Here is a 24,433-nt window from a genome sequence, read left to right as displayed (position 1 = left end):
CGAGACGGAGAGGAGAAATCGGCACCCCTCCTCGAACGTCTTTTGGTTGCGCAGGGCCCCCTCTCCGGCCGCTTCGCGGCCACCTCTCCCCCACTTCGTGGGGGCGACGAACCCGAGCCAGGCCGCTCATTCGGGAAGGTAGATTTCCGCCTTCATGAAGGTCTTCGCACGACCTGTGATCAGCACACGATCTCCGGCCAGCTCGCATAGCAAGTGCCCGCCGCGTTGCGAGCATTGGAATGCCGACAGATGCGCCTTGCCGAGCTTTTCAGCCCAGTACGGCACCAATGTCGCATGAATGGAGCCAGTCACCGGGTCCTCGGGAATGCCAGCTCCGGGCACGAAATAACGCGAAACGAAATCATGGGCCTGCCCAGGCGCCGTAATGACCAGGCCGAGAGGATGAAAACCTCCGATCCTGAGCAGATCGGGAACGAAAGATCGTATGGATGTCTCGTCGGCTAGCTCGACAAACAGGTTCTCGAAATTGCGGAAGCCCGCAACCGGCTGCAGAGGAAATATCTGTTGCAGCGCCGGCAGCAACTCATCCCCGACGGGCTGCGGCGGAAAACACGGTAGATCGAGCTGATAGGCTCCTTCCCGCCGGGAAACCCGCAACTCGCCTACGCGGGTGGCGAAGGCAATTTCGCCCTCAACATTGTGTTCCGCAGCCAGCACGTGGGCGGCCGCAATAGTGGCATGGCCACAGAAGTCGACTTCATGCACCGGCGCGAACCAGCGCAAATCCCAACCTTTGCCATTCGGCTGCACAAACGCGGTTTCGGCCAGATTGTTCTCGTTGGCGATGGCCTGCATTACATCGTCCGACAGCCAGTTCTCCAGAACGAGAACGGCAGCAGGGTTGCCCTGGAAGGCCCGTTCGGCAAAGGCGTCGACCTGATACATCGTCAGCGTCGGCATATCAGGCCCTCAAAGATATCCGCTGGGCGGCGCGCCGTTTCGGCCGCCCCGGTGCAGGTTCACGCCGCTTCGTTGATCGCCGCTTTCACCGCAGCGATCGCATCGCCGGCCTTGGAGGCGTCGGGACCGCCTGCCTGGGCCATGTCGGGGCGGCCGCCGCCGCCCTGCCCGCCCAAGGCCGCGGACGCGACGCGCACCAGATCGACGGCGCTGAAGCGGCCGGTCAGATCATCGGTGACGGCGACGACGACGCTTGCCTTGTTGTCCTCGCCGGCGCCGACGAAGACGACGACACCGGAGACGAGCGACTTCTTGCCGGCATCCGCCAGCGGCTTCAGATCCTTCGGCGCGACGCCGGAGACCGCCTTACCGAGGAAGCCGACACCGGCGACGGTCTCGTTCTCAGCAGGCGCGCCGGCCGCGGCGCCGCCCAGCGCCAGCTTCTTGCGCGCTTCGGTCAGTTCCTTTTCGAGCTTCTTGCGCTCGTCGAGCAGCGCCTCGACGCGGGCCGGCACGTCGGCCGGCGAAATCTTCAGCGCGGCGGCGGCCGCCTTCAGCCGCTTGTCCTGTTCGTCGAGATGCTTTCTGGCCGCTTCGCCGGTCAACGCCTCGATGCGGCGCACGCCGGCGGCGACCGCGCCGTCCGAGACGATGCGCACCAGACCGATATCGCCGGTCGCCCTGACATGGGTGCCGCCGCAGAGCTCGACCGAATAGGGCCGGTTGGCCTTGGCGCCATGCAGGCCCGTGCCCATCGAAACGACGCGCACTTCATCGCCATACTTCTCGCCAAACAGTGCCATGGCGCCTTCGGCAATGGCGTCGTCGACAGACATCAGGCGCGTGGTTACAGGGCTGTTCTGAACGACGATCTCGTTCGCCATGCGCTCGACCTCTTCGAGCTCGTCAGGTAAGATTGGCTTGTTATGTGAAATGTCAAAGCGGAGGCGCTCGGGCGCGACCAGTGAGCCCTTCTGCGCCACATGGGTACCCAGCACCTCGCGCAGCGCTTCATGGATCAGATGCGTCGCGGAATGGTTTGCGCGCAGCCTGGAGCGGCGCGCGTGGTCCACCTTCAGCTCGACGGTTGCGCCCGTCTTGACCGTGCCGCTGACCACCTTGCCGACATGGACGAAAAGCCCATCGGCCTTTTTCTGGGTGTCGGAGATCTCGATCGAGAACCCTTCGCCTGAAATGACGCCGGTATCGCCCATCTGTCCACCGGACTCGCCATAGAACGGCGTCTGGTTGACAACCACAGCAACAGCGTCGCCCTTGCCGGCGCTATCGACGGTCTTGCCGTCCCTGACCAGCTCCTGGATGAGGCCTTCCGCCTGCTCGGTCTCGTAGCCCAGGAATTCGGTGGCGCCGGTCTTCTCACGCACCGCGAACCACACCGTCTCGGTCGCTGCCTCGCCGGAACCAGCCCAGCTTTTGCGCGCCTCCGCCTTCTGCCGCTCCATCGCATCCGTGAAGCCGGCAAGATTGACCGAGATGTTGCGCTGGCGCAGCGCGTCCTGCGTCAGGTCGAGCGGAAAGCCATAGGTGTCGTAGAGCTTGAAGGCTGTCTCGCCATCCAGCATGTCGCCGGCGGCCAGCTTTTCCGTCGCCTCCGAAAGCAAGCCCAAGCCGCGCACCAGCGTTTTGCGGAAACGGGTTTCCTCAAGCTTCAGCGTCTCGGTAATCATCTGTTCGCCGCGCACCAGTTCGGGATAGGCTTGGCCCATCTCGCGCACCAGCGCCGGCACCAGGCGCCACATCAGGGGATCGCGGGCGCCGAGCAACTGCGCATGGCGCATGGCGCGGCGCATGATACGACGAAGCACATAGCCGCGGCCTTCATTGGACGGCAGCACGCCATCGGCCACCAGGAAGCAGGACGAACGCAGGTGGTCGGCTATGACGCGGAACGATCCTACAGTGTCCGCATCCGGATCGCGGCCAAGCGTGGACGACGCAGCGTCGATCAGGTGGCGGAACAGGTCGGTTTCGAAGACGCTTTCAACCCCTTGCAGGATGGAGGCCATGCGCTCCAAGCCCATGCCTGTGTCGATCGACGGACGTGGCAGGTCGATGCGCTCGTCTTTCGTCACCTGTTCATACTGCATGAACACCAGGTTCCAGAATTCAAGGAAACGGTCGCCATCCTCCTCAGGGCTGCCGGGAGGGCCACCCCAGATATGCTCGCCACGGTCGATGAATATCTCCGAGCACGGCCCGCAAGGTCCGGTGTCGCCCATTGCCCAGAAGTTGTCAGAGGTCGGGATGCGGATAATGCGATCGTCGGAAAAGCCGGCGATCTTCTTCCAGTAGGCGGCGGCCTCGTCGTCGGTGTGATAGACGGTGACCAGCAGCTTGTCCTTCTTCAGCCCGAATTCCCTGGTGATCAGGTTCCAGGCAAGCTCTATGGCGCGCTCCTTGAAATAGTCGCCGAAGGAGAAATTGCCGAGCATCTCGAAGAAGGTCAGGTGGCGCGCAGTGTAGCCGACATTGTCAAGGTCGTTGTGCTTGCCCCCGGCGCGAACACTCTTCTGGGCGGTCGTGGCACGCGAATAGGGCCGCTTCTCCAGACCGGTGAAAACGTTCTTGAACTGCACCATGCCGGCGTTGGTGAACATCAGCGTCGGGTCGTTGCGCGGCACCAGCGGGCTCGACGCGACGACCTCGTGACCTTCCTTGCGAAAATAGTCGAGAAATGCCGACCGGATCTCGTTGACGCCACTCATGAATACTGCCTTTTCGAGAGAACCGCCGGCCATCGGCGGAAAATAGACATGGCCTTTTAGCGGTCGCACCGCAGCCTGTCCAGAAACACGAAACGGGCTCAAATCACGGCCTTCACCGGCACTTTGAAATGGCTTCTGCCCCGCCATAAAACGCAAACCGCCGGCACGGGGCCGGCGGTTCGAAACGCATCGATTAAGCAAACTCAGATCAAAACATCAACCGAAACCTGGCTGAAGCTCCGCGGGGCGTCGCTCGCCAAGCCTACATCGCGCCGGCGTCGTCCTCGAAACCGTCGTCGCTGCTTTCGGAGCCGCCGTTCTCAAGGAATTTCTCGGCGATCAGCCCGGCATTCTGCCGCAGCGCCAGCTCGATCTCGCGCGCCGTGTCGGGATTGTCGCGCAGGAACAGTTTTGCGTTTTCGCGGCCCTGGCCGAGACGCTGGGAATTGTAGGAGAACCAGGCGCCCGACTTTTCGACCACGCCGGCCTTGACGCCGAGGTCGACCAGCTCGCCGGTCTTGGACACGCCCTCGCCATACATGATGTCGAACTCGACCACCTTAAAGGGCGGCGCCAGCTTGTTCTTGACGACCTTGACGCGGGTCTGGTTGCCGACGACCTCGTCGCGATCCTTGACCGAGCCGATGCGGCGAATGTCGAGGCGGACCGAGGCATAGAATTTCAGCGCGTTGCCGCCGGTCGTCGTCTCGGGCGAACCGAACATGACGCCGATCTTCATGCGGATCTGGTTGATGAAGATGACCATGGTGTTGGAGCGCGAGATCGAGGCGGTGAGCTTGCGCAGTGCCTGACTCATCAGGCGGGCCTGCAGGCCGGGCAGCGAATCGCCCATCTCGCCTTCGATTTCGGCGCGCGGCGTCAGCGCCGCCACCGAATCGACGACCAGCACGTCGATGGCGCCGGAGCGCACCAGCGTGTCGCAGATCTCAAGCGCCTGCTCACCGGTATCGGGCTGCGAGATCAACAGGTTTTCGAGATCGACGCCGAGCTTGCGGGCATAGACCGGGTCGAGCGCGTGCTCGGCATCGACGAAGGCGCAGATGCCGCCCTTCTTCTGGGCTTCGGCCACCGTGTGCAGCGCCAGCGTCGTCTTGCCCGAGCTTTCCGGCCCGTAGATCTCGACGATGCGGCCGCGCGGCAGGCCGCCGACGCCAAGCGCGATGTCGAGGCCAAGCGAGCCGGTCGGCACCGTTTCGATCTCGACGACCTGCTCGTTTGCGCCGAGCCGCATGATCGAGCCCTTGCCGAAGGCACGCTCGATTTGCGACAGCGCCGCATCCAGAGCCTTTGATTTGTCCACCGCTTTGTCCTCTACAAGCCGCAAAGTATTCTGAGCCATGATACATCACCCCGTGGTCGTCAATGAAGGCCGGACAATCCCGTAATCCTTGTTAGAATGTACCTTATTTGTTCTCGTTTGTCAACGGACGGCAAGCACCTGAAAAACAAACGATATCGCGATTTGTTCTATTTTTGTTTCGCGCTTTCGGCGGGAGACATACCCTGCATCCTATGCGGGGCCGTTACTGCCATGTTGCGAATCGCGCCTGTGATTGCGGGCTTCCGCAGGGCAACCTAGTCTCCTCCCGGGCAACAGCAAAGGTCATTTTGCCGGCATGATGAAATCCTCGACGATCCTGGCCGTGGGCGGCGCCTATATCGAGCGGCGCGGCCGGCTTGTCGGCGCCTTCGTGCCGGCCGCATCGAACCCCGGCACGATGCGCGAGCATGTCGGCGGCGCCGTCTTCAACGCCTTGCGCTGTGCGGTGCGGCGCGGCGTCTCGGCCTCGCTGCTTTCGGTGCGCGGCGGCGATGCCCAAGGCGACACGGTTTTACGCGCCATCACCGAGGCCGGCATTGCCGATCTGTCGGCGGTGTTCCTCGATCGCGCGACGCCGAGCCATACGGCGTTGGTCGATAGCGACGGTGGGCTGATCGCCGGCCTTGCCGACATGGTGCTCTACGAACTGGCGCTTCCCAAGCAGATCCGCCGCGCCAAGGTGCGTGAGGCGATCGGCACCGCCGACGCGGTGCTGTGCGACGCCAACCTGCCGTCGACCGCGTTGGAGCGGCTGGCGGCGCTCGCTGCCGGCAAGCCGGTCTTTGCGCTTGCGGTCTCGTCCAGCAGAGCGGCGCGGCTGACGCCGGTGCTTGACCTTCTGGCGCTGACCTTCATGAACCGGCAAGAGGCCGGCGTGCTCGCCGGCGTGGACATAGATGCCGACGGGCGCGGCATCGTCGACGGGCTGAGACATGCAGGCTTGAAAGGCGGCGTGGTGACCGCCGGCGGCGGACCGGTGCTCGGTTTCGACGAAGCCGGCGCTTTTTCGATCTCGCCGCCGCTGCCACAAAAGCGGGCCGACGTGACCGGCGCCGGCGACGTGCTGGCGGGCGCGACGATCGCCGCCCTGCTGCGCGGCTTGACGCTGCGCGCGGCGCTGCGTGAAGGCGTCGCCGCGGCGATGCTCGCCGTCGTCGAGAGCGCCGATACGGCTGCGGCGTTCAGCGGCACCGGCTTTGCCGAGGCACTGGCGCTGGTGCCCGAGGCGCGCGAACTGGCGTGAAGTGCGCCCTGGATTGCCGGCGGCAGCTAGCGGACCGGCGCAGCCTACTTGCCGGCGCGCCGTCCCGCCTCATAGGCCCGGCGCGCCCAGATCGCCATCTCATCGGGATCGTCGAAAGCGCTTTCTGGAACGCTCCAATAGGGCATCGATACGAGCTTGCCATGGCGCGAGCCGGTATAGGTCCATTGCCGGCAACCGGCCGCTTCGAAATCCGGGGCGCTTTCGGCGTCGGCCTTCAGCATCAATTCGCCGCGGATGACGATGGCGACGATGACGCCGTCGAAGTAGATGCCTTTACCGCCGAACAGCTTGCGGATGCTGACCGGCCCGAGGCCTTCGAAAAGCTCTTCTATGCGCTCGTTGTCCATGCGGCGATCATGTCATCGGGATTTCCCCTTGTCATCGCCGCAACCGGCACCATCCTGACAAGTTCAGAATCAATTTCGTCGGAGTTTTTCATGCCGCTTCTGCTCAAGGGATCCTGCCGGTGCAATGCCGTGCGTTTCGAGGTGGAGAGCCACACGCCGGTGCCGTTCATGCTGTGCTACTGCTCGATCTGCCGCAAGCAGCAGGGCGGCGGCGGTTTTGCCATCAATCTCGGCGCCGATTACGAGACGCTGAAAATCGAGGGCAAGCGCCATCTCGGCGTCTACCGGGCTGAGATCGAGGACGACGAGCACCCGCAACGCGAGATCTCGTCAGGCCAGCGGAATTTCTGCAGGAAATGCGGGGCAGCACTCTGGCTCTACGACCCGACCTGGCCGGAGCTGGTGCACCCCTTCGCCTCGGCGATCGACACAGACCTGCCAAAGCCGCCGGAGAAGGTTCATCTGATGCTGAAATACAAGGCGAACTGGGTCGAGCCCGATATCGGCAAGGGCGACAAGGTCTTCGACGTCTATCCCGAGGAATCAATCGCCGACTGGCACAAGAGGACGGGGATGTGGGTGGATTAGGGTTCTTCGGCAGTCCCCCTCATCCGGCCCTTGGGCCACCTTCTCCCCGGAGGGGAGAAGAGACTGGCTCGACCGACCTCTTCTCCCCTCCGGGGAGAAGGTGGCCGCGAAGCGGCCGGATGAGGGGGTCTCGCGAAAGCCTACTTAAAGAAAAGAAAATTCTCAGGCTGAAGCGCGCGCCTCGGCCAGTGCCTTCAAATCAGCCGGCTTCAATTCGACCGATTCACCGCAGCCGCAGGCCGAGCTCTGGTTCGGGTTGCGGAAGGTGAAGCCGGTGCGCAGTGTCGTCTGCTCGAAATCCATCTCGGTGCCGAACAGGAAAAGTGCCGCCTCCGGCGCGACATAGACATGCGCGCCGTCGCGCTCGATATGGTCGTCCTTGGTGTTGGGCTCGGTCACCAGATCGACCGTATATTCCATACCAGCACAGCCGCCCTTCTTGATGCCCAGGCGAATGCCATGTGCATTCTCACGGGTCGCGACGATCTCGCGAACCCGGTCGGCGGCCTTTTCGGTCATGGTGATGACGGCGAAGCGTCCCATCTTTTTCTTTCTCCATTCCTTGCAGGTTCAAGGCCTGCCGAATGATTCTCACCTAAAATGGTGAAGTTTCCTGCCCGGCGCAAGTCCGCCGATCTTTGTCCGGTCGGATGCTAATACCACCCAACCGCCACCTGCGCCTCTTCCGACATGCGGTCCGGCGACCAGGGTGGGTCGAAGGTCATGTTGACCTCGACGCCGGAGACGCCTTCGACGGCGCCGACGGCGTTTTCCACCCAGCCAGGCATTTCGCCAGCCACCGGGCAGCCCGGCGCGGTCAGCGTCATGTCGATCTTGACCGAGCGGTCGTCCTCGATGTCGATCTTGTAGACGAGGCCGAGCTCGTAGATGTCGGCCGGGATTTCCGGGTCATAGACCGTTTTCAGCGCCGAGACGATGTCGTCGGTCAGCCGCGCCAATTCGTCGGCGGGGATTGTCGATCCGGAAACCGCCGCATTGGTCGTCGCTTCCGAATTTGTCTCGGCGGTGTGGCTGGCATCGTCCATGATCGTCACCCGAAGAACTTTCGCGCTTTTTCCAGCGCATCGGCCAAAGCATCGACTTCGGCCCTGGTATTATACATGCCGAACGATGCCCTGCATGTGGATGTTACGCCGAAGCGTTTCAACAGCGGCTGGGCGCAATGGGTGCCGGCGCGGACCGCCACTCCCTGCCGGTCGATGACCATCGACACGTCATGGGCATGGATGCCCTGCAGCTCGAAGGAAATGATAGCGCCCTTGCCGGGGGCATCGCCGAAGATGCGCAGCGAGTTGATGGCGCGCAGCCGCTGATGCGCATAGTCCTTCAAATCGGCCTCGTGCGCGGCGATGCGCTCGCGGCCGATCTTTTCCATATATTCCAGCGCTGCACCAAGCCCGATCGCCTGCACGATCGGCGGCGTGCCGGCCTCGAAGCGGTGTGGCGGATCGTTGTAGGTGACGATGTCTTGCGTCACCTCCTCGATCATCTCGCCGCCACCCATGAACGGGCGCATGCGCTCCAGAATGTCCTTCTTGCCGTAGAGCACGCCGATGCCCGATGGGCCATAGACCTTGTGGCCGGTGAAGACGAAGAAATCGCAGTCGAGATCCTGCACGTCGATCGGCATATGCACGGCGCTCTGGCTGCCGTCGACCAGCACCGGTATGCCGCGCGCATGGGCGATGCGCACGATCTCCTTGATTGGAGTCACCGTGCCGAGTGCATTCGACATGTGGGTGATGGCGACGAGCTTGGTGCGGTCGGTCAGCCGCTTCTCGAACTCCTCGATGTGGAAGACGCCGAGATCGTCGACCGGCACCCAGACCAGCTTGGCGCCCTGCCGCTCGCGGATGAAATGCCAGGGCACGATGTTGGAATGATGCTCCATGATCGACAGGACGATTTCATCGCCCTCGCCGATGTTCGGCATGCCGAAACCGTAGGCGACGGTGTTGATCGCCGCCGTGGTGTTCGAGGTGAAGACGATGTTGTCGGTATCAGGCGCGTTGAGGAAACGGCGCACCGTCTCGCGCGCCTTTTCATACGCGTCGGTTGCCGCATTCGACAGGAAATGCAGGCCACGGTGGACATTGGCGTATTCCTGGGAATAGGCGTGCTGAATGGCGTCGAGCACCGCCTGCGGCTTCTGCGCCGAGGCGCCATTGTCGAGATAAACGAGAGGTTTGCCGTAGACTTGCCGCGACAGGATCGGGAAGTCGCGGCGGATCGCCTCGACGTCATAGGGGATGTTTTCGACTTTCTGGTCCACAGCAATCAACCTTCCAATGTGGCTCCCCCTCACCCGACCTCCGCTTCGCTACGGCCACCCTCTCCCCGCTGGGGAGAGGAGATCGCCAGCGTCGCCGCCTGTCTCTTCTCCCCTTGGGAAGAAGGTGGCCGCGAAGCGGCCGGATGAGGGGGCCTCGCCCTATGCCGCTCTACCCGTGCGCCACGAACCAGTTGTCGAGCCTCGCCTCCAGCGCCTCGACGATGGCTTCGTCGTCCAGTTCCTCGATCACTTCGGCGACGAAGGCCTTGACCAGCAGGCCACGCGCCGTCTTCTCGTCGATGCCGCGCGCCATCAGGTAGAACAGATGGCTGTGGTCGATCTCGGTGACGGTCGCGCCATGGCCGCAGACGACGTCGTCGGCAAAGATTTCCAGCTCGGGCTTGGTCGAGAACTCGCCGTCATCCGACAGAAGCAGCGTATTGCAGGCCATCTTGGCGTTGGTCTTCTGCGCATATTGATGGACGTTGATGCGGCCCTGGAAGGCGCCGCGCGCCTTGCCGGTCACTACGTTGCGGATCACTTCCGTCGAGGCGGTGTGCGGTACGGCGTGGTCGAGCACCATGGTGACGTCGGTATGGGTGTCGCCGGCCAACAGGTTGATGCCGCGCAAGGTGAATTCGGCGCCTTCGCCGGTCGTCTTCACAACGACTTCCTGGCGCACAAGCTTGCCGCCGGCATTCATGACGAACAGCGTCAGCTTCGAATTCTTGCCGAGATGCGCCTTGAACTGGGCAAGGTGCGTTGCCGTATCCGGCTGCTCCTGCACGATCAGCCAGGTCACTTCGGCGCCCTCGTCAAGCAGAAGCTGGCTGACCGAACTGACCAGCGCCGCCCCCTCGCCAGCCTGGCGCTCGACGATAACAGCCTTGGCGCCGGTGCCGACGCGGACGTCCAGGCGCACATGCGTCTGTCCACCGGCCTGCAAATTCTGCAATTCGAGCGGCTTATCCAGTTGGGCACCGTCGGCGATGTCGACGAAATAGCCGTCGGCAACAAAGGCGGTGTTGAGCGCGCCGATGGCGTCGTCGCTGCCATAAGAATCGAGCCCAGGTGCTGCGCTGCCGTCGGTCAGCTTTTCCGACAGGCGCTGCACGGCAACGCCATCGATGCTAGCGAGCTTCGCGCTCGAAACGCCGTTCAGCACCGGCAAAACGCTGGAGCCTTCGACGATCGGCGCAATGGCTTTCGCGACCGCTGCCGGATCGAAGTCCGGCACCGAAGTCAGCAGACGACGCAGGTCCGTATAATGCCAGGATTCGATGCGCCGCGTCGGCAGGCCGCTCTTGATCGCCTCGATGGCGTCGTCGCGCTTCAGCATCACCGCGCCGTCGCCCGGCAGCAGCGACAGCCGCTCGCCGAAGGCGTCGATCAGCGCCGTTTCGGCTAATGTTCGCTGGGGTGTCGTGTGCATATTCATCAGTTTCGTCCTGCCTTCCGGCATCTCACGCGGCTTGCCCGATCACGCCGGCATAGCCATTGGCCTCGAGATCGAGCGCCAGCGACTTGTCGCCCGACTTGATCACCTGGCCCCTGTAGAGCACGTGCACGGTATCAGGCACGATGTATTGGAGCAGGCGCTGGTAGTGGGTGATGACGACGATGGCGCGGTCCGGCGAGCGCAGCGTGTTGACGCCGTCCGCGACGATCTTCAGCGCATCAATATCGAGACCGGAATCCGTCTCGTCGAGCACGCAGAGCTTTGGCTCCAGCAGCTTCATCTGCAGAATCTCGGCGCGCTTTTTCTCGCCGCCGGAAAAGCCGACATTGAGCGGCCGCTTCAGCATCGCCATGTCCATGTTGAGCGAGGCGGCCGCCTCCTTCACGCGCTTGAGGAATTCCGGGATTTTCAGCGGTTCCTGGCCGCGCGCCTTGCGCTGCTCGTTCATCGCAACTTTCAGGAATTCCATCGTCGCCACGCCCGGTATCTCCATCGGATACTGGAAGGCGAGAAAGATGCCGGCGGTAGCGCGCTCGGCCGGATCCATGTCGAGGATCGACTGGCCGTTATAGAGGATGTCGCCCTCGGTGACCTCATAGTCCTCGCGCCCGGCGAGGATGTAGGACAGCGTCGATTTCCCCGAGCCGTTCGGGCCCATGATGGCGGCGACCTCGCCGGCCCTGACCGTCAGGTTCAGGCCGCGGATGATCTCGGTGCCGTCATCGACGATGCGGGCATGCAGGTTTCTGATTTCAAGCATTCTTCTTTTTCCTGAAAATTCTATTCCGGTCAGCCGACCGAGCCCTCAAGCGATATCCCGATCAGCTTCTGCGCCTCGACCGCGAACTCCATCGGCAGCTGCTGGATGACGTCCTTGACGAAGCCGTTGACGATCAGCGCGATCGCCTCTTCCTCGGGGATGCCGCGCTGCATGACGTAGAATTTCTGGTCCTCGGAAATCTTCGACGTCGTCGCTTCGTGCTCGAACTGGGCCGTCGAATTCTTGGCTTCCATGTAGGGCACGGTGTGTGCGCCGCACTGGTCGCCGATCAGCAGCGAGTCGCAATTGGTGAAGTTGCGGGCGTTGGTCGCCTTGCGGTGCGCCGAAACTTGGCCGCGATAGGTGTTCTGCGAAAAGCCGGCGGCAATGCCCTTGGAGATGATGCGGCTCGACGTGTTCTTGCCGAGATGGATCATCTTGGTGCCGCTGTCGACCTGCTGATAACCGTTCGACACCGCGATCGAATAGAACTCGCCGCTGGAATCGTCGCCGCGCAGGATGCAGCTCGGATATTTCCAGGTGATGGCCGAGCCGGTCTCGACCTGCGTCCACGAAATCTTCGAGCGATGGCCGCGGCAGTCGCCGCGCTTGGTGACGAAATTGTAGATGCCGCCCTTGCCTTCGGCGTCGCCGGGATACCAGTTCTGCACCGTCGAATATTTGATCTCGGCATCGTCGAGCGCGACCAGCTCGACCACCGCGGCGTGAAGCTGGTTCTCGTCGCGCTGCGGCGCCGTACAACCTTCGAGATAGGAGACGTAAGCACCCTCCTCGGCGATGATCAGCGTGCGCTCGAACTGGCCGGTGTTCTTCTCGTTCATGCGGAAATAGGTCGACAGTTCCATCGGGCAGCGCACGCCCTTGGGCACGAAGACGAAGGAGCCGTCGGTGAACACGGCCGAATTCAGCGTCGCGTAGAAATTGTCGGAGGTCGGCACGACCGAGCCGAGATATTTCTTCACCAGCTCCGGATGCTCGCGGATCGCTTCCGAGATCGAGCAAAAGATGACGCCGGCCTGCGCCAGCTCCTTCTTGAAGGTGGTGACGACGGAGACGGAATCGAACACCGCATCGACGGCGACGCGGCCTGACTTGTAGACGTTGTCGCTGGCTTCCTCGAGCTCCGACGCATCGGTCTTCTGCACGCCGGCAAGGATTTCCTGTTCCCTGAGCGGAATGCCGAGCTTCTCGTAGACCTTCAGCAGTTCGGGATCGACCTCGCTGAGCGAAGTCGGCCCCGGCGTGCTCTTGGGCGCGGCGTAATAGTAGAGATCCTGGAAATCGATTTTGGGATAATGGACGCGCGCCCATTTCGGCTCATCCAGCGTCAGCCAGCGGCGATAGGCTTCCAGGCGCCATTCCAGCATCCAGGACGGCTCGTCCTTCTTCGCCGAAATGAAGCGGATAATGTCTTCGCTCAGGCCCTTGGGGGCCTTGTCCATCGCGATTTCGGTCTGGAATCCGTATTTATACTGGTCGACATCGATCTTTCGAACTCGATCGATCGTCTCCTGCACAGCAGGCATCAGCGTTCTCCATCCACGCCGGGGTCAAGGCCCGGCAGTTTTCAAACTATGGCACCGCAAACGTGCACCCATCAGGCACCCGAGGCGGCGTAAGTTTCATATAGTGCGTTCATGCCGGAAATTCACCCGGCCAAATGCGAACGCACGGCTCTACCAGGCCGCAAGGCCCTACATTTCGTCTGCCGCGCTCAGGCGGCTCGTTCCCTGCTTGCCTTTTCCTTACCGGCTTGCCGCGCGACGATCGTCGCCAGCGCCGCGCGAAACAGCTCGATATCTTCGGCGCTGGTCGCGTGGCCGATGGACACGCGCAACGCGCCAAGGCTGTCACCATAACCCATGGCTTTCAGCACATGGCTCGGGCCGACCTTGCCCGACGAACAGGCCGATCCGGCCGACAGCGCCACGCCGGCCAGGTCGAAGGCGATCTGCGCCGTCTCGGCCTTGATGCCGGCAATAGCGAAGAACGTGGTGTTGGCAAGCCTTGCAGCGCTGGTCCCGAAGATTTCGGCATCCGGCACCAGCGTTTTCACGATCGCCTCAATTTCCTCGCGACGCTGCCGCACCGCATCGATCGTTTCCAACCCGGCAAGCGCCTCACGCGCCGCCGCGCCAAACCCGGCGATCGCCGCCAGGTTTTCAGTGCCGCCGCGATGGCCCTTTTCCTGGCCGCCGCCGCTGACCAGCGGTTTTGGCATCATCAGGTCCGACGCCGCGACAATGGCGCCGACGCCCTTGGGGCCGCCGATCTTGTGCGAGGACAGAATCAAATAGTCGCCGTAACCCGCCGAGATATCGAGCGGAATGCGGCCCGCCGCCTGCACCGCATCGACAACCAGGACGCCGCCCGCCGCCTTGACGATTTCGGCGATGCGGCCGACTGGCTGGATCACGCCGGTTTCATTGTTGGCGGCGTGGATCGCCACCAGCGGCAAGCCTTCGGCCTTGTCATGTGCGGCGAGCGCTGCCGCCAAGGCGTCGAGCCTGACGATGCCGTCGGCGTCGACGCCGATCCGCGCCAGCTGCGCCGCCGGGAAGCCCCCGCCATTCAGCAGGCAAGGATGATCGGCCTCGGACACATAGAGCCGGCTCATGCGGACGGCACCGCGCCCCATCCGCCAGTCCGGCGTCAGCAGCGTCGAGGCAGCTTCCGTCGCGCCGGAGGTGAATACGACATGCTCGGCCCTGGCGTTGACCAGTCGCGCCACGACGCGCCTGGCATCCTCGATCAGCCGCCGCGCGGCGCGGCCCTCGGCATGGACCGAGGACGGGTTGGCGGCGACGTCGAGCGCAGCGACCACCGCCGCGCGCGCCGAGGCAAGCAGCGGCGCGCTGGCGTTGTAGTCGAGATAGGCGCGTGCTCCGGCCATTTCCGTCCAACTGGTCCCTTCAAAAGCTGTTCCGCGAAGATAGCGCGTTATTTCCTTGAAATTGCAAGGCAAGACGTCCTATTTACGCGGCTTGCGGCGCGGGTGGCCGAGCCACAATTTTTGGCCGCCCAGTTTTGAACAATTCTAAACTAGCTTCTAGAAAGACGCTCGCCCTGCGTCAAGGCCTAGGGAAGAGTGGGGCCAGAGGAAGAGTTGTTCCGGGCGCCGCGCAATTTATGCCAAGTGGAGTATTTCATGCCTGAGGTCATTTTCACCGGTCCGGCCGGCCGTCTGGAGGGTCGCTATCAGCCCTCGAAGGAAAAGAGCGCGCCGATTGCCATCGTCCTGCACCCGCACCCCCAGTTCGGCGGCACGATGAACAACAAGATCGTCTACGACCTCTTCTACATGTTCCAGAAGCGCAATTTCACCACGCTGCGCTTCAATTTTCGCGGTATCGGCCGCAGTCAGGGCGAATTCGACCACGGCACCGGCGAGTTGTCTGACGCCGCCGCGGCGCTCGACTGGGTGCAGTCGCTGCATCCAGATTCCAAGAGCTGCTGGGTCGCCGGCTATTCGTTCGGCTCGTGGATCGGCATGCAGCTCTTGATGCGCCGGCCCGAGATCGAAGGCTTCATCTCGATCGCGCCGCAGCCCAATACCTATGATTTCTCGTTCCTGGCGCCATGCCCGTCGTCCGGCCTGATCATCCATGGCGACGCCGACAAGGTCGCGCCGCCCAAGGACGTACAGGGCCTGGTCGACAAACTGCACACGCAAAAGGGCATCACCATCACCCAGAAGACCTTGCCCGGCGCCAACCATTTCTTTGCCAACCATGCCGAGCTTCTGATCGAGGAATGCGCGGACTATCTCGATCGCCGGCTGGCCGGGGAACTGTCCGACCCACGGCCGAAGCGGCTGAGATAATCGGGAACGACGATGTACCAGCCGCCTCATTTCCAGGAAACCCGGCAGGACGTCCTGCACGGGCTGATCCGGGCGCATCCGCTTGGCCTGCTGGTCTCGAATGGTGCCGAGGGGCCGGTCGCCAACGCAATTCCCTTCCTGCTCGACGCCCCCTCCCTGCTCAACGAGGAAGTGCCGCCGAACGGCAGGCTACGCGCCCATCTAGCCAGGGCCAATCCGCAATGGCGGCTTTTGGCCGACAATCCCCTGTCGCCCGTGCTGGTCGTCTTCCAGGGCGCGGACGCCTATGTGACGCCGTCCTGGTACGAGACCAAGCGCGAAACCGGCAAGGTGGTACCGACCTGGAACTACGCCATCGTCCAGGTGCGCGGCATCGTTACGGTGGTCGAGGACCAGGATTGGCTGGCTGAGCAGATTTCCGATCTGACAATGTCGCAGGAGGGCAATCGCGCGACGCCGTGGGCGGTGACCGACGCGCCAGCACCCTTCATCCAGTCGCAGATCAAGGGCATTGTCGGCCTGGAAATCGAAATCACTGAAATCAGCGGCAAATGGAAGGTCAGCCAGAACCGGCCGGCCGCCGACCGCATCGGTGTCGCCGAGGGGCTCGAGAGCGAGGCTGCCAGTTCGGCCGACATGGTCCGGCTGGTAAGATCCTACGGCGGGCTGGACAGCAAGTAATCTGGATTGCTTGCTCGACCGGTTTAGGGCCGGAAGCGGGCTCAATCGACCTTCGTCATCGCCGCCTTGCGCTCGTTGGCGATCAGCCAGAGATTGCGGATATAGATCAACAGGCCCATGGCCTGGCCAGCGATGAACACCGGATCCTGACGCTGGATGGCATAGACCAGCAGCAGGCCGCCGCCGAACAGCGAAAAGAACCAGAAGGCGATCGGCACGACACTGCGCTTGGCCTTTTCCGACGCCACCCACTGCACCAGAAACCGCATGGTGAAAAAGAACTGGGCGACGAAGCCGAGCAGTACCCAGGCATCGAATTGCTTGACGAAAACATCGTGAAGCCAGGTCGCCAATTCCTGAAGCACGTTACCCATGCGTGATTTCCTCTACTTTGGGCATTCTGCGGCGCCTGCGGCGCAGCCACCAGACACCGGCAAGATCGAGCACGCCCTGCAGGCCGCGATCGAAGATGCCGTAGTTCGATTTGCCGTGACGGCGGGAGCGGTCGACGACGTCGCAATGAACGACGCGGTAGCCCTCCTGGATGACCAGCGCCGGAACAAAGCGGTGGGTGCCGTCGAAGAACGGCAATTTCCTCAAGATGTCGGTGTGGATCGCCTTGAGGCCGCAGCCCGTGTCCCGCGTCTCGTCGTGCAGGATGGCCTTTCTCAGCCCGTTGGCGAAACGCGACGCCAGCTGCTTGATCTTGCTGTCGCGGCGCTTCAGCCGCTGTCCCTGCGCGGCCCCGACGTCGGGACCAGCCTGCCGCAGCGCATCGATCAACATTGGGATGTAGCCGGGATCGTTCTGGCCGTCGCCGTCGATGGTGGCGACGATATCGCCGCGCGCTGCCCAGGCGCCGGAGCGCACCGAGAGCGACTGGCCGGCAGATTTTTCATGCCTGAGGTGGCGCAGCGGAAACGCGCGAAGTGCCGCCTGGGCGGCGAGCACCGAAGGCGTGTCGTCGGTCGAGCCGTCATCGACGACGATCACCTCGAAGTCGCGCCCGGCCATGGCAGCGCCGATCTCGTCGAGCAGAAGCGGCAGGTTCGCCGCCTCGTTCCGGCAAGGAATGACGATGGATATCTCCGGCATCTCGACTCTGTCACAGGATATGGCATTCGATCGATGCCGCGCGGTCCAGCGGAAGAGCCCCGCTGGCGCGGCGCCTCATTACGCCAGCCGAAACGAGGACGCAAGCATAGGGAATGTCATCCGCGGGAACGCAAAACCGGATTCCACTTTTGCTGATCGCGCAAACCCATCCGAAGCGCGATCGGACGCAAAACCGGATTCCACTTTTGCTGATCGCGCTTGGATGCTAAACGCCCGCCTTCATGCACATCCCGAGCCGCCGCGGCCGGGCGCTTCCGGGAAAGAAACGATGTCCGCCTTCAAATCCGATTTCCTGCGCACAATGAGCGAGCGCGGTTTCATCCACCAGACCTCGGACGATGCCGCCCTCGACCAGCTTTTCGCCACGGAAACGGTGAGCGCCTATATCGGCTTCGATGCCACCGCGAAGAGCCTGCATGCCGGGTCGCTGATCCAGATTATGATGCTTTACTGGCTGCAGCAGACCGGCCACCGGCCGATCGCGTTGATGGGCGGCGGCACCTCGATGATCGGCGATCCGTCGTTCAAGGACGAGGCGCGCAAGCTTTTGACGCCGCAGGACATCGAGAACAATCTGGCCGGCATCCGCCGCAACTTCGCTCCGTACCTCAAATTCGGCAGCGGCTCGAACGACGCCGTCATGATCAACAATGCCGACTGGCTGATGGATATCAACTACGTCAATTTCCTGCGCGATGTCGGCCGGCATTTTTCGGTCAACCGCATGCTCACCTTCGATTCGGTCAAGCTCAGGCTGGAGCGCGAGCAGTCGCTGTCGTTCCTGGAATTCAACTACATGATCCTGCAAGCCTACGACTTCGTCGAGCTCTACAAGCGCCTCGGCTGCCGGCTGCAGATGGGCGGCTCCGACCAGTGGGGCAACATCGTCAACGGCATCGATCTCGGCCATCGCATGGAAGGCGCGCAGCTTTACGCGCTGACGACGCCGCTGCTTACTACCTCGTCCGGCGCAAAAATGGGCAAGTCGGCATCGGGCGCGGTCTGGCTCGATGCGGAGATGCTGTCGGCATACGAGTTCTGGCAATATTGGCGCAACACCGAGGATGCCGATGTCGGCCGGTTCCTGAAGCTTTACACGACCTTGCCGCTCGCCGAGGTCGCGCGCCTCGAACGGCTCGGCGGCTCGGAGATCAACGAAGCCAAGAAGATCCTCGCCACCGAGATCACCGCCATGCTGCATGGCCGCGAGGCGGCGGAGAAGGCCAGCGAAACGGCGCGTAAGACGTTCGAGGAAGGGGCGCTCGCCGAAACACTGCCGACCGTCGAGGTGGGCAGGGCCGATCTCCAAGCCGGCGTCGGCATATTGTCGCTGTTCGTCACCGCCGGGCTGGCAGCGTCCAACGGCGAGGCGCGGCGGCATATCCAGGGCGGCGCCGTGCGCCTCAACGACCAGCCGGTATCCGACGACCGCCGGATGGTGACGCTGCAGGATCTCGGCCCGGAAAACGTCGCAAAGCTGTCGCTCGGCAAGAAAAAGCACGTTCTGGTGCGGCCGGTTTGAGTGTCTGAGATGCTGTGCAGAGCCCTTGATGTCGGCAGGACAGAGGGGGGCGCGAAGGATCGCTACAGAGCGACTTTATTCCGAACCCCGACCCGCCTCACCGGTATTCAAAGATCGACCTGAAAATGCCGGGCGCGATCACCGATAGCGGATTGACGTCGAGGGTCGGCTTGTTGGCATTGCCCCTGAGCCTGTAGGTGACGCCGATCAGGCCGCGGTCGCGGCCATTGCCGAGCAGCGCGCCGATCAGCGGCAGTTCGCCGAAGATGCGGTTTACACCGTAGGCCGGCATGAACGTGCCGGTCATGTCCATATTGTTGTTCTGATCATAGAGCGTGCCCTGGAAGGTGGTGCCGATGCGCGAGCCGCGCAGCACGCCGTTGCGCAGCTTCAGATAGCCGCTGCCTTTGTCGATTTCGCTAAAACCGCGCTCGAACTTCACCCTCGACGTGTCGAGATTGCCCTTGACCGCCTCATTGAGGCTGCGGCTGTCGCCGGCCGGCGTCGTCGACACGATCGAGGCGAGCTTCGGCTCGTTGACGATAAAGAAGTTCTTGGCGTCGACCTGGCCTTTCATCGGCCCGTCGCCGGCCCCAGTGAGCGCCAGCGTGATCGAGCCGCCTTCCATATGCTCGTAGATGTTGAGGAAGCGCAGTATGGCGCCGGCGTCGGCCGACTTCATGTTGAGTGTGCGCAAGCCGCCGCCGGTCGTGTTGCTGATGGTGATCGCGGCTCCCGAATCTGCCGTGGCGCTCACCTTGAGCCCGTTCACCCTGGAGCCGGCGCCGCTGTAGTCGAGCTTCAAATTCGACAGCACCTCGTCGTGGAAGCCGGTCAGGGAACTGACGTCGGCGCTGACCGAGATCGCATCGACGCCGGTGGTCTTGGTGGCGGTGTCGACGTCGGACGTGAATTGCTTGATCAGCGAGCGTGCGTCCAACGCGCTGCCGCTGACCTCGACCGCATAGGCCTTGCCCGACCGCTTCACCGAGACGGCGACGTCGTCGCCCCTGTTCAAGGTGACCTTGCTGAACCGGGCCGAGGACAAGGCGCCGTTGACCAGCACGGCGCTGCCGTCGATGGAGAAGGTCTTGCCGTCGAGTTCGAAATTGGACAGCGTCGTGGTGTCGCCGGTCTTCGCCATGGCGAAGACGACCTTGGCGGGAATGCCGGGGCCCTTGCTCCAGCCGGCCCAGGGAATGTCCAGCCTGGCATTGGTCAGGTCGGCCGACACGTTCTGGTTGCCGGCGCCGCTCTTGTCGATCGCCACCTTGATGGTTCCGGAAAGCAGCGTCGACAGGCCAGGCATGGCGGTGGCGCGCGTCTTGTCGTCGAGCACCAGCGCTACTTTACGACTGCGCGGCGGGCCGCCATCCCTAAGCGGTTCGATCAGGTCGAGCTCGGCCGGAATGCCGTTGAGCAGCGCCTTGGCCGAGATCACCGCCCGGTCGGGCGCGACCGTGATCGAGCCGTCGGCATGGCTGACCGTCTGGCCCTCGAACGGCTTGCCCAGCGACAGATCCTTGTAGTCGAGTGCCACCAGCCAATCGAGTTTGGACGAGTCGACGCCGGACTGCAGCGGAATATCGGCCTTGACGTGGCCGGTCACCGTTCCGGACAGGTCGTCCGGCAGCAGGCCGACATGGCGCATGGCGTTGATCGGGTCAAACGATGCCAGTTCGGCGATTGCCGGCGCCTCGCCGGCGACATCGATGTCGAGCGCGCCGATCACCGGCGGATGATTCGCCGCCTTGACGGTGAGCGTGCCGTTGCTCGCCGCCACGGTACGGCCGCTCGGCATATAGACGCTTCCCGAGGACAGCGCGACGTCGACGTCGTTGCCGTGGAAGCCGACGACGCCGACGGCATCGCGGATCGGCGGGATGCGGCCGGCCGTGTCGAAGCGCGATCCTTCAACCTGGAATCGGCCGAACACTTCATCGGCGGAAAGCGGCACGCCGTTGCCGAGCCGTCCGGGTACGACCTGGAACTGCAGGCTGCCGTCGACGACGCGGCCGCCGAACAGGTTCTTAAGCACCCACAGCCTGGCATTCCGCGCCGAAAACCATGGCCATAATTGCTTGACGTGCGAGACCGGCATGTCGTGAACGTTGAGCGCGACCGATATGCCCGGCGCCTGGTTGGCGACAAATGAAACCGAGGCCGTGCCCAGCACTTCGCTGGCCGGCCCGGACCGGACGCCGATCTGCTCGGCGATCAGCTTTTGGCTCGTCGGCTGGTAGACGCCGGCAATACGGGCAATGAAGCTGAGCGCCGGCTCCGGCGAATCCGAAGGCGCCAGGGTCGAACCGTCGCTGGTCAGGTCGTAACGATAGGATGGCTCCTCGCCGGCTGTGCCAGTAGCCGGCTTCGGCCCGATCGAACCGGCGAAATCGAAGGTCGAGCGGCCGGTCTTCACCAGCAAACTGTCGACCTGGATCTTGTTCGAGCCGGCGACGAGCGTTGCATCGAGATCGACGTCGGCCGGAAGCAGGCCGCGCGGCCCGAGATCGAGCACCGATCCAGTCAGCGACAAGGCAGCGGTCAGCCGCGAACCATTGTCGCCGACGCCTTCCGACCCCGCCAGCTTCAAGGTGATCGCACCCAATTTGCCACCTGCCGCCGCAGTGTCGGGGTCCGCCGCCTCGACGCTGGCGTCCAGCGCGGTGATGCGTCGCGTCGCCGGATCGCGGGTGGCGGAAGCGGCGATGGTGAGCGCCCTGCCGTCGACATCCGCGTCGGATGAAAACTCCATGCTTCCCGGTCCCGACTGCGACACGGAGGCGTCGGCGATGGTGACCGATTTGACCGATCCGGTCTCGGGCAGTGCCAGCTCGACGTTGCGCAGATCGATCTGGCGCATCGAATCCTCGCGCACCGCATCAAGCGCGCGGTTGATGTTGGCGAAGACGGCGGCGGAAAGTTTTTCCGGATCGATGAGGCCGTCCTGGTTGCGCAGCCCGGCCGTCCAGTCGCCGCCGGACGGCATTGCCGCCATAACGACGTGCGCGTCGGAAATCCTGGCGCTGGTCAGCCGCACCTCGCCCGAAAGCAGCGGGATCAGCCGGATGCCGAAGCGAACCTGGCCGGCATCGGCCATCGGCTTGCCCTTGGCGGTCTTGAGGCTGACGTCGCTGACCTGCAGCGCAATGAAACTCGACCCGTCAAGCGTCAGCCGGGCCGGCCCGACGGCAACGTCGACATCGAAGCCGGCCAACCTCTCGATTGCCGTTTCGGCCTCCGCACGAAGCCGCTCCGAGCCGAAGCCTGACACGCCGATCGCATAGACGCCGGCCGCAGCCAGCAGCACAAGGGCGACAAGGCCGGCAAACAGCCGCGCCATCAAACGAACGCCGCGACCGATCGACGCCTGGCCGAGCGGCGGTACGCGGCATGCGGACGGAAAGGTCCCCAGGTCGGTGATCTCGTCACGCCTGAACCTGATCTTCTCGTGCTGCGGTAGCTCCTGATCCACGCAATCTTCCGTTGAAACGAATTCGATCGTGGACGAATCCCCGCTCGACATTATATCGGTGCAGCCTGGCGCGTAACCTCAAACAAGGGCATCGGTATGGCTGACCTCGACGTGGGCGATATTGCGCCGCAATTCGATCTTCCGCGCGACGGCGGCGGCTCACTCAGCCTCGCCGCATTGCTGGGAAAACCCATCGTACTCTATTTCTACCCACAGGACGACACCACAAGCTGCACCAACGAGGCGATCGGCTTTTCGCAGTCGAAGCCGGAATTCGAAAAGGCCGGCGCTGTCGTGATCGGCCTGTCGCCGGACAGCGTCAGGAAGCACGACAGGTTCAAGGCGAAATACGATCTGAGCATCGATCTGGTCGCCGACGAGGAACGCAAGGTGATCGAGGCCTACCATTTGTGGGTCGAAAAGAAGCTCTACGGCCGCACCTATATGGGCGTCGAGCGCGCGACGTTCCTGATCGGCCGGGACGGACGCATCGCCAGGATCTGGCGCAACGTCCGCGTCAAGGGTCATGCCGAAGAGGTGCTGGAGGCGGTTCGCGCGCTTTGAGTGCTGCGGCACGCCGCTGCAACTCGATGCGCGTTTTGCGCGAAGACCTTTGCCTGGGCGTTCGATCCGGCAAAACTTTGTTAACCCTAATAATGTGTAATCAGGCTCGTCGTTGGTATCGTAACGAAAGCTTGGTCCCGTGAACGTAACCAGTCAGTCAGCGGTCTTCGGCAGGCGCAGAGAGCCCCACACGGTCATCATCGCCCGGGGCGACCAGATAAGGCATTTCACCATACGTCCGTGGCTGGCCGCATTTTGCGGCTCGGCGCTGGCGGCGATCGTCATAGGCTACCTGCTGGCGACCTCTTATCTGGTGCTGCGCGACGATCTGATCGGCGCCACGACGGCGCGGCAGGCGCGCATGCAGCAGGCCTACGAAGACCGCATCTCGGCACTGCGCAGCCAGGTCGACCGCATCACCAGCCGACAGCTTCTCGACCAGCAGCTGATGGAAACCAAGGTCAGCGAGTTGCTGGAGCGGCAGAGCCAGCTCAGCCTGCGTCACGGCCGCCTCGGCCCGATCCTCGAACGAGCCGAAAATGAGGCCGGAACGCCGCCCGAACCGACGGCAAAGCCGGACGAACATGCCGATGCGACCGGCAGCATCGCACGGCCGACGGCCTATTCCGTCGCCAGCCTTGCTGCCCCGCTTGCCGGCCCTGTGGACGTCGACGACACGAGGCCGTTCTCGCTGTGGTCGACCCGCGCTGATCCGCTGCCGAGCGAGAGCACGGCCGACCGGGCAGACAAGCTCTTCGTTTCGATCAACAACTCGCTCAAGGCGATCGAGAGCCAGCAACTCACCCGCATCGCCACACTTGCCGACAATGCCTATAAGAGCGCCGACGCGATCTCGCAGGCGCTCGAGGCCGCCGGCCTGCCGCCCACCAGCGAATTCGAAAAGAGCGACGTCGGCGGCCCGCTGATACCACTTGACAGTTCGTTGACCTTTGACAGCAAGGTCAAGGAGTTGGACGAGGCGCTTGACGCGCTGGATCATCTTAAAAAGGAAGCGCGCCGGCTGCCGCTCGCCAACCCCGCGCCCGGCCATAGCGTCACCAGCCCGTTCGGCGTGCGCACCGACCCCATCCTCGGCACGGCCGCCTTGCATTCCGGCATGGATTTCAGGGCGCCGATCGGTATGCCGGCCAAGGTCACGGCAGCCGGCGTGGTCGTCAAGGCCGGCTGGAACGGCGGCTACGGCCGCATGATCGAGGTCGACCACGGCAATGGTTTTGTGACGCGTTACGGGCATCTCAGCGAAATCGACGTCGCCGTCGGCCAGAAGCTCGATGCCGGCGACATCATCGGCAAGACCGGCAACAGCGGCCGCTCGACCGGCCCGCACCTGCACTACGAGGTTCGCCACAATGGCGAGGCGATCGACCCGCTGCGGTTCCTGACCGTCGGCAAGAAGGTCGAGCGGTACCTCTAGGAGCCGGGCTGCTCCTCAGACGGACCAGCAATTGAGTGGCAACCTCGCCTAAGCATCCGCCGGCGATCGCCCTTCGCTCTGTCCTCCCCAGCAAAC

At 63.3% G+C, this 24,433-nt stretch carries 21 protein-coding genes; 7 read left to right on the top strand and 14 right to left on the bottom strand.

Features of this window, described 5'->3' with window-relative positions; translation table 11 throughout:
* Window positions 1-126 precede the first annotated feature (126 nt).
* The 3 genes from NKI85_RS19810 to recA form a co-directional block, all read right to left on the bottom strand.
* A complete protein-coding gene (locus NKI85_RS19810; RefSeq protein WP_352777646.1) occupies window positions 127-906 on the bottom strand; it encodes a PhzF family phenazine biosynthesis protein in 780 nt (259 codons plus the stop codon).
* A gap of 74 nt (window positions 907-980) precedes the next feature.
* Window positions 981-3,647, bottom strand: coding sequence for an alanine--tRNA ligase (gene alaS, locus NKI85_RS19805; RefSeq protein WP_352528810.1), 2,667 nt, complete (start codon window positions 3,645-3,647; stop codon window positions 981-983).
* A 262-nt stretch (window positions 3,648-3,909) separates the two neighbouring features.
* Window positions 3,910-5,007: a recombinase RecA gene (recA, locus tag NKI85_RS19800; RefSeq protein ID WP_352528801.1), complete on the bottom strand. Its 1,098-nt coding sequence runs from the start codon at window positions 5,005-5,007 to the stop codon at window positions 3,910-3,912.
* Between the two features lie 277 nt (window positions 5,008-5,284).
* Here recA and NKI85_RS19795 point away from each other — a divergent pair, with 277 nt between their 5' ends.
* Complete coding sequence (locus NKI85_RS19795; RefSeq protein ID WP_352528799.1) at window positions 5,285-6,232, top strand: carbohydrate kinase family protein; 948 nt, start codon at window positions 5,285-5,287, stop codon at window positions 6,230-6,232.
* Window positions 6,233-6,276: 44 nt separating this feature from the next.
* Here the strand turns inward: NKI85_RS19795 and NKI85_RS19790 are convergent, their stop codons facing one another.
* Window positions 6,277-6,600 carry a TfoX/Sxy family protein gene (locus NKI85_RS19790; RefSeq protein WP_352528797.1) on the bottom strand — a complete coding sequence of 108 codons (324 nt, stop codon included), beginning with the start codon at window positions 6,598-6,600 and terminating at the stop codon, window positions 6,277-6,279.
* A 90-nt stretch (window positions 6,601-6,690) separates the two neighbouring features.
* Here NKI85_RS19790 and NKI85_RS19785 point away from each other — a divergent pair, with 90 nt between their 5' ends.
* On the top strand, window positions 6,691-7,188 hold the full coding sequence (locus tag NKI85_RS19785; RefSeq protein WP_352528795.1) for a GFA family protein: 498 nt from the start codon (window positions 6,691-6,693) through the stop codon (window positions 7,186-7,188).
* A gap of 162 nt (window positions 7,189-7,350) precedes the next feature.
* Here the strand turns inward: NKI85_RS19785 and sufA are convergent, their stop codons facing one another.
* From sufA to NKI85_RS19750, 7 genes are all read right to left on the bottom strand, one after another.
* Window positions 7,351-7,731 (bottom strand): Fe-S cluster assembly scaffold SufA, encoded by a 381-nt coding sequence (sufA, locus tag NKI85_RS19780; protein ID WP_006206001.1) that lies wholly within the window; start codon window positions 7,729-7,731, stop codon window positions 7,351-7,353.
* Between the two features lie 110 nt (window positions 7,732-7,841).
* Window positions 7,842-8,234 (bottom strand): SUF system Fe-S cluster assembly protein, encoded by a 393-nt coding sequence (locus tag NKI85_RS19775; protein WP_352474719.1) that lies wholly within the window; start codon window positions 8,232-8,234, stop codon window positions 7,842-7,844.
* Window positions 8,235-8,239: 5 nt separating this feature from the next.
* Window positions 8,240-9,481 (bottom strand): cysteine desulfurase, encoded by a 1,242-nt coding sequence (locus tag NKI85_RS19770; protein ID WP_352528793.1) that lies wholly within the window; start codon window positions 9,479-9,481, stop codon window positions 8,240-8,242.
* 169 nt (window positions 9,482-9,650) lie between these two features.
* Window positions 9,651-10,919, bottom strand: a complete 1,269-nt coding sequence (gene sufD / locus NKI85_RS19765; RefSeq protein WP_352528791.1) for a Fe-S cluster assembly protein SufD — start codon at window positions 10,917-10,919, stop codon at window positions 9,651-9,653.
* 25 nt (window positions 10,920-10,944) lie between these two features.
* Window positions 10,945-11,700 carry a Fe-S cluster assembly ATPase SufC gene (sufC, locus tag NKI85_RS19760; RefSeq protein WP_352528789.1) on the bottom strand — a complete coding sequence of 252 codons (756 nt, stop codon included), beginning with the start codon at window positions 11,698-11,700 and terminating at the stop codon, window positions 10,945-10,947.
* A 29-nt stretch (window positions 11,701-11,729) separates the two neighbouring features.
* Window positions 11,730-13,247 (bottom strand): Fe-S cluster assembly protein SufB, encoded by a 1,518-nt coding sequence (gene sufB / locus NKI85_RS19755; protein WP_352528787.1) that lies wholly within the window; start codon window positions 13,245-13,247, stop codon window positions 11,730-11,732.
* A 188-nt stretch (window positions 13,248-13,435) separates the two neighbouring features.
* The gene (locus NKI85_RS19750; protein ID WP_352528784.1) at window positions 13,436-14,614 is read right to left on the bottom strand and encodes a cysteine desulfurase family protein; all 1,179 of its coding nucleotides are present in this window, start codon (window positions 14,612-14,614) and stop codon (window positions 13,436-13,438) included.
* Between the two features lie 255 nt (window positions 14,615-14,869).
* Here NKI85_RS19750 and NKI85_RS19745 point away from each other — a divergent pair, with 255 nt between their 5' ends.
* Both NKI85_RS19745 and NKI85_RS19740 read left to right on the top strand, forming a co-directional pair.
* Window positions 14,870-15,544, top strand: coding sequence for an alpha/beta hydrolase (locus tag NKI85_RS19745; protein ID WP_023717356.1), 675 nt, complete (start codon window positions 14,870-14,872; stop codon window positions 15,542-15,544).
* A 12-nt stretch (window positions 15,545-15,556) separates the two neighbouring features.
* Window positions 15,557-16,225, top strand: coding sequence for an FMN-binding negative transcriptional regulator (locus NKI85_RS19740; RefSeq protein ID WP_352777540.1), 669 nt, complete (start codon window positions 15,557-15,559; stop codon window positions 16,223-16,225).
* Window positions 16,226-16,266: 41 nt separating this feature from the next.
* Here the strand turns inward: NKI85_RS19740 and NKI85_RS19735 are convergent, their stop codons facing one another.
* Window positions 16,267-16,599, bottom strand: a complete 333-nt coding sequence (locus NKI85_RS19735; protein WP_023717355.1) for a lipid-A-disaccharide synthase N-terminal domain-containing protein — start codon at window positions 16,597-16,599, stop codon at window positions 16,267-16,269.
* Window positions 16,592-17,320, bottom strand: coding sequence for a glycosyltransferase family 2 protein (locus NKI85_RS19730; protein WP_352777537.1), 729 nt, complete (start codon window positions 17,318-17,320; stop codon window positions 16,592-16,594). The genes NKI85_RS19735 and NKI85_RS19730 overlap by 8 nt, the downstream gene beginning before the upstream one ends.
* A gap of 289 nt (window positions 17,321-17,609) precedes the next feature.
* Here NKI85_RS19730 and tyrS point away from each other — a divergent pair, with 289 nt between their 5' ends.
* The gene (tyrS, locus tag NKI85_RS19725) at window positions 17,610-18,863 is read left to right on the top strand and encodes a tyrosine--tRNA ligase (protein WP_352777535.1); all 1,254 of its coding nucleotides are present in this window, start codon (window positions 17,610-17,612) and stop codon (window positions 18,861-18,863) included.
* A gap of 97 nt (window positions 18,864-18,960) precedes the next feature.
* Here the strand turns inward: tyrS and NKI85_RS19720 are convergent, their stop codons facing one another.
* Complete coding sequence (locus NKI85_RS19720) at window positions 18,961-22,338, bottom strand: hypothetical protein (RefSeq protein WP_352528776.1); 3,378 nt, start codon at window positions 22,336-22,338, stop codon at window positions 18,961-18,963.
* A 96-nt stretch (window positions 22,339-22,434) separates the two neighbouring features.
* Here NKI85_RS19720 and NKI85_RS19715 point away from each other — a divergent pair, with 96 nt between their 5' ends.
* Together NKI85_RS19715 and NKI85_RS19710 are read left to right on the top strand one after the other, a co-directional pair.
* Window positions 22,435-22,902, top strand: coding sequence for a peroxiredoxin (locus NKI85_RS19715; RefSeq protein ID WP_352528774.1), 468 nt, complete (start codon window positions 22,435-22,437; stop codon window positions 22,900-22,902).
* Between the two features lie 139 nt (window positions 22,903-23,041).
* A complete protein-coding gene (locus NKI85_RS19710; RefSeq protein WP_352528772.1) occupies window positions 23,042-24,337 on the top strand; it encodes a M23 family metallopeptidase in 1,296 nt (431 codons plus the stop codon).
* Window positions 24,338-24,433: the final 96 nt, after the last annotated feature.

This window comes from Mesorhizobium sp. M0571 (assembly GCF_040320985.1).
GTDB lineage: Bacteria > Pseudomonadota > Alphaproteobacteria > Rhizobiales > Rhizobiaceae > Mesorhizobium.
This window is presented reverse-complemented; position numbering and strand designations above follow the sequence as displayed.

Excerpts from the sequence above, each read along its gene's own strand:
- NKI85_RS19745 (WP_023717356.1), top strand. The coding sequence starts at position 14,870 with ATGCCTGAGGTCATTTTCACCGGTCCGGCCGGCCGTCTGGAGGGTCGC.
- alaS (WP_352528810.1), bottom strand. The coding sequence starts at position 3,647 with ATGAGTGGCGTCAACGAGATCCGGTCGGCATTTCTCGACTATTTTCGC.
- NKI85_RS19735 (WP_023717355.1), bottom strand. The coding sequence starts at position 16,599 with ATGGGTAACGTGCTTCAGGAATTGGCGACCTGGCTTCACGATGTTTTC.
- NKI85_RS19715 (WP_352528774.1), top strand. The coding sequence starts at position 22,435 with ATGGCTGACCTCGACGTGGGCGATATTGCGCCGCAATTCGATCTTCCG.
- recA (WP_352528801.1), bottom strand. The coding sequence starts at position 5,007 with ATGGCTCAGAATACTTTGCGGCTTGTAGAGGACAAAGCGGTGGACAAA.
- NKI85_RS19785 (WP_352528795.1), top strand. The coding sequence starts at position 6,691 with ATGCCGCTTCTGCTCAAGGGATCCTGCCGGTGCAATGCCGTGCGTTTC.
- sufB (WP_352528787.1), bottom strand. The coding sequence starts at position 13,247 with ATGCCTGCTGTGCAGGAGACGATCGATCGAGTTCGAAAGATCGATGTC.
- NKI85_RS19740 (WP_352777540.1), top strand. The coding sequence starts at position 15,557 with ATGTACCAGCCGCCTCATTTCCAGGAAACCCGGCAGGACGTCCTGCAC.
- NKI85_RS19775 (WP_352474719.1), bottom strand. The coding sequence starts at position 8,234 with ATGGACGATGCCAGCCACACCGCCGAGACAAATTCGGAAGCGACGACC.
- tyrS (WP_352777535.1), top strand. The coding sequence starts at position 17,610 with ATGTCCGCCTTCAAATCCGATTTCCTGCGCACAATGAGCGAGCGCGGT.
- NKI85_RS19790 (WP_352528797.1), bottom strand. The coding sequence starts at position 6,600 with ATGGACAACGAGCGCATAGAAGAGCTTTTCGAAGGCCTCGGGCCGGTC.
- sufA (WP_006206001.1), bottom strand. The coding sequence starts at position 7,731 with ATGGGACGCTTCGCCGTCATCACCATGACCGAAAAGGCCGCCGACCGG.
- sufC (WP_352528789.1), bottom strand. The coding sequence starts at position 11,700 with ATGCTTGAAATCAGAAACCTGCATGCCCGCATCGTCGATGACGGCACC.
- NKI85_RS19795 (WP_352528799.1), top strand. The coding sequence starts at position 5,285 with ATGATGAAATCCTCGACGATCCTGGCCGTGGGCGGCGCCTATATCGAG.
- NKI85_RS19730 (WP_352777537.1), bottom strand. The coding sequence starts at position 17,320 with ATGCCGGAGATATCCATCGTCATTCCTTGCCGGAACGAGGCGGCGAAC.
- sufD (WP_352528791.1), bottom strand. The coding sequence starts at position 10,919 with ATGAATATGCACACGACACCCCAGCGAACATTAGCCGAAACGGCGCTG.
- NKI85_RS19810 (WP_352777646.1), bottom strand. The coding sequence starts at position 906 with ATGTATCAGGTCGACGCCTTTGCCGAACGGGCCTTCCAGGGCAACCCT.
- NKI85_RS19750 (WP_352528784.1), bottom strand. The coding sequence starts at position 14,614 with ATGGCCGGAGCACGCGCCTATCTCGACTACAACGCCAGCGCGCCGCTG.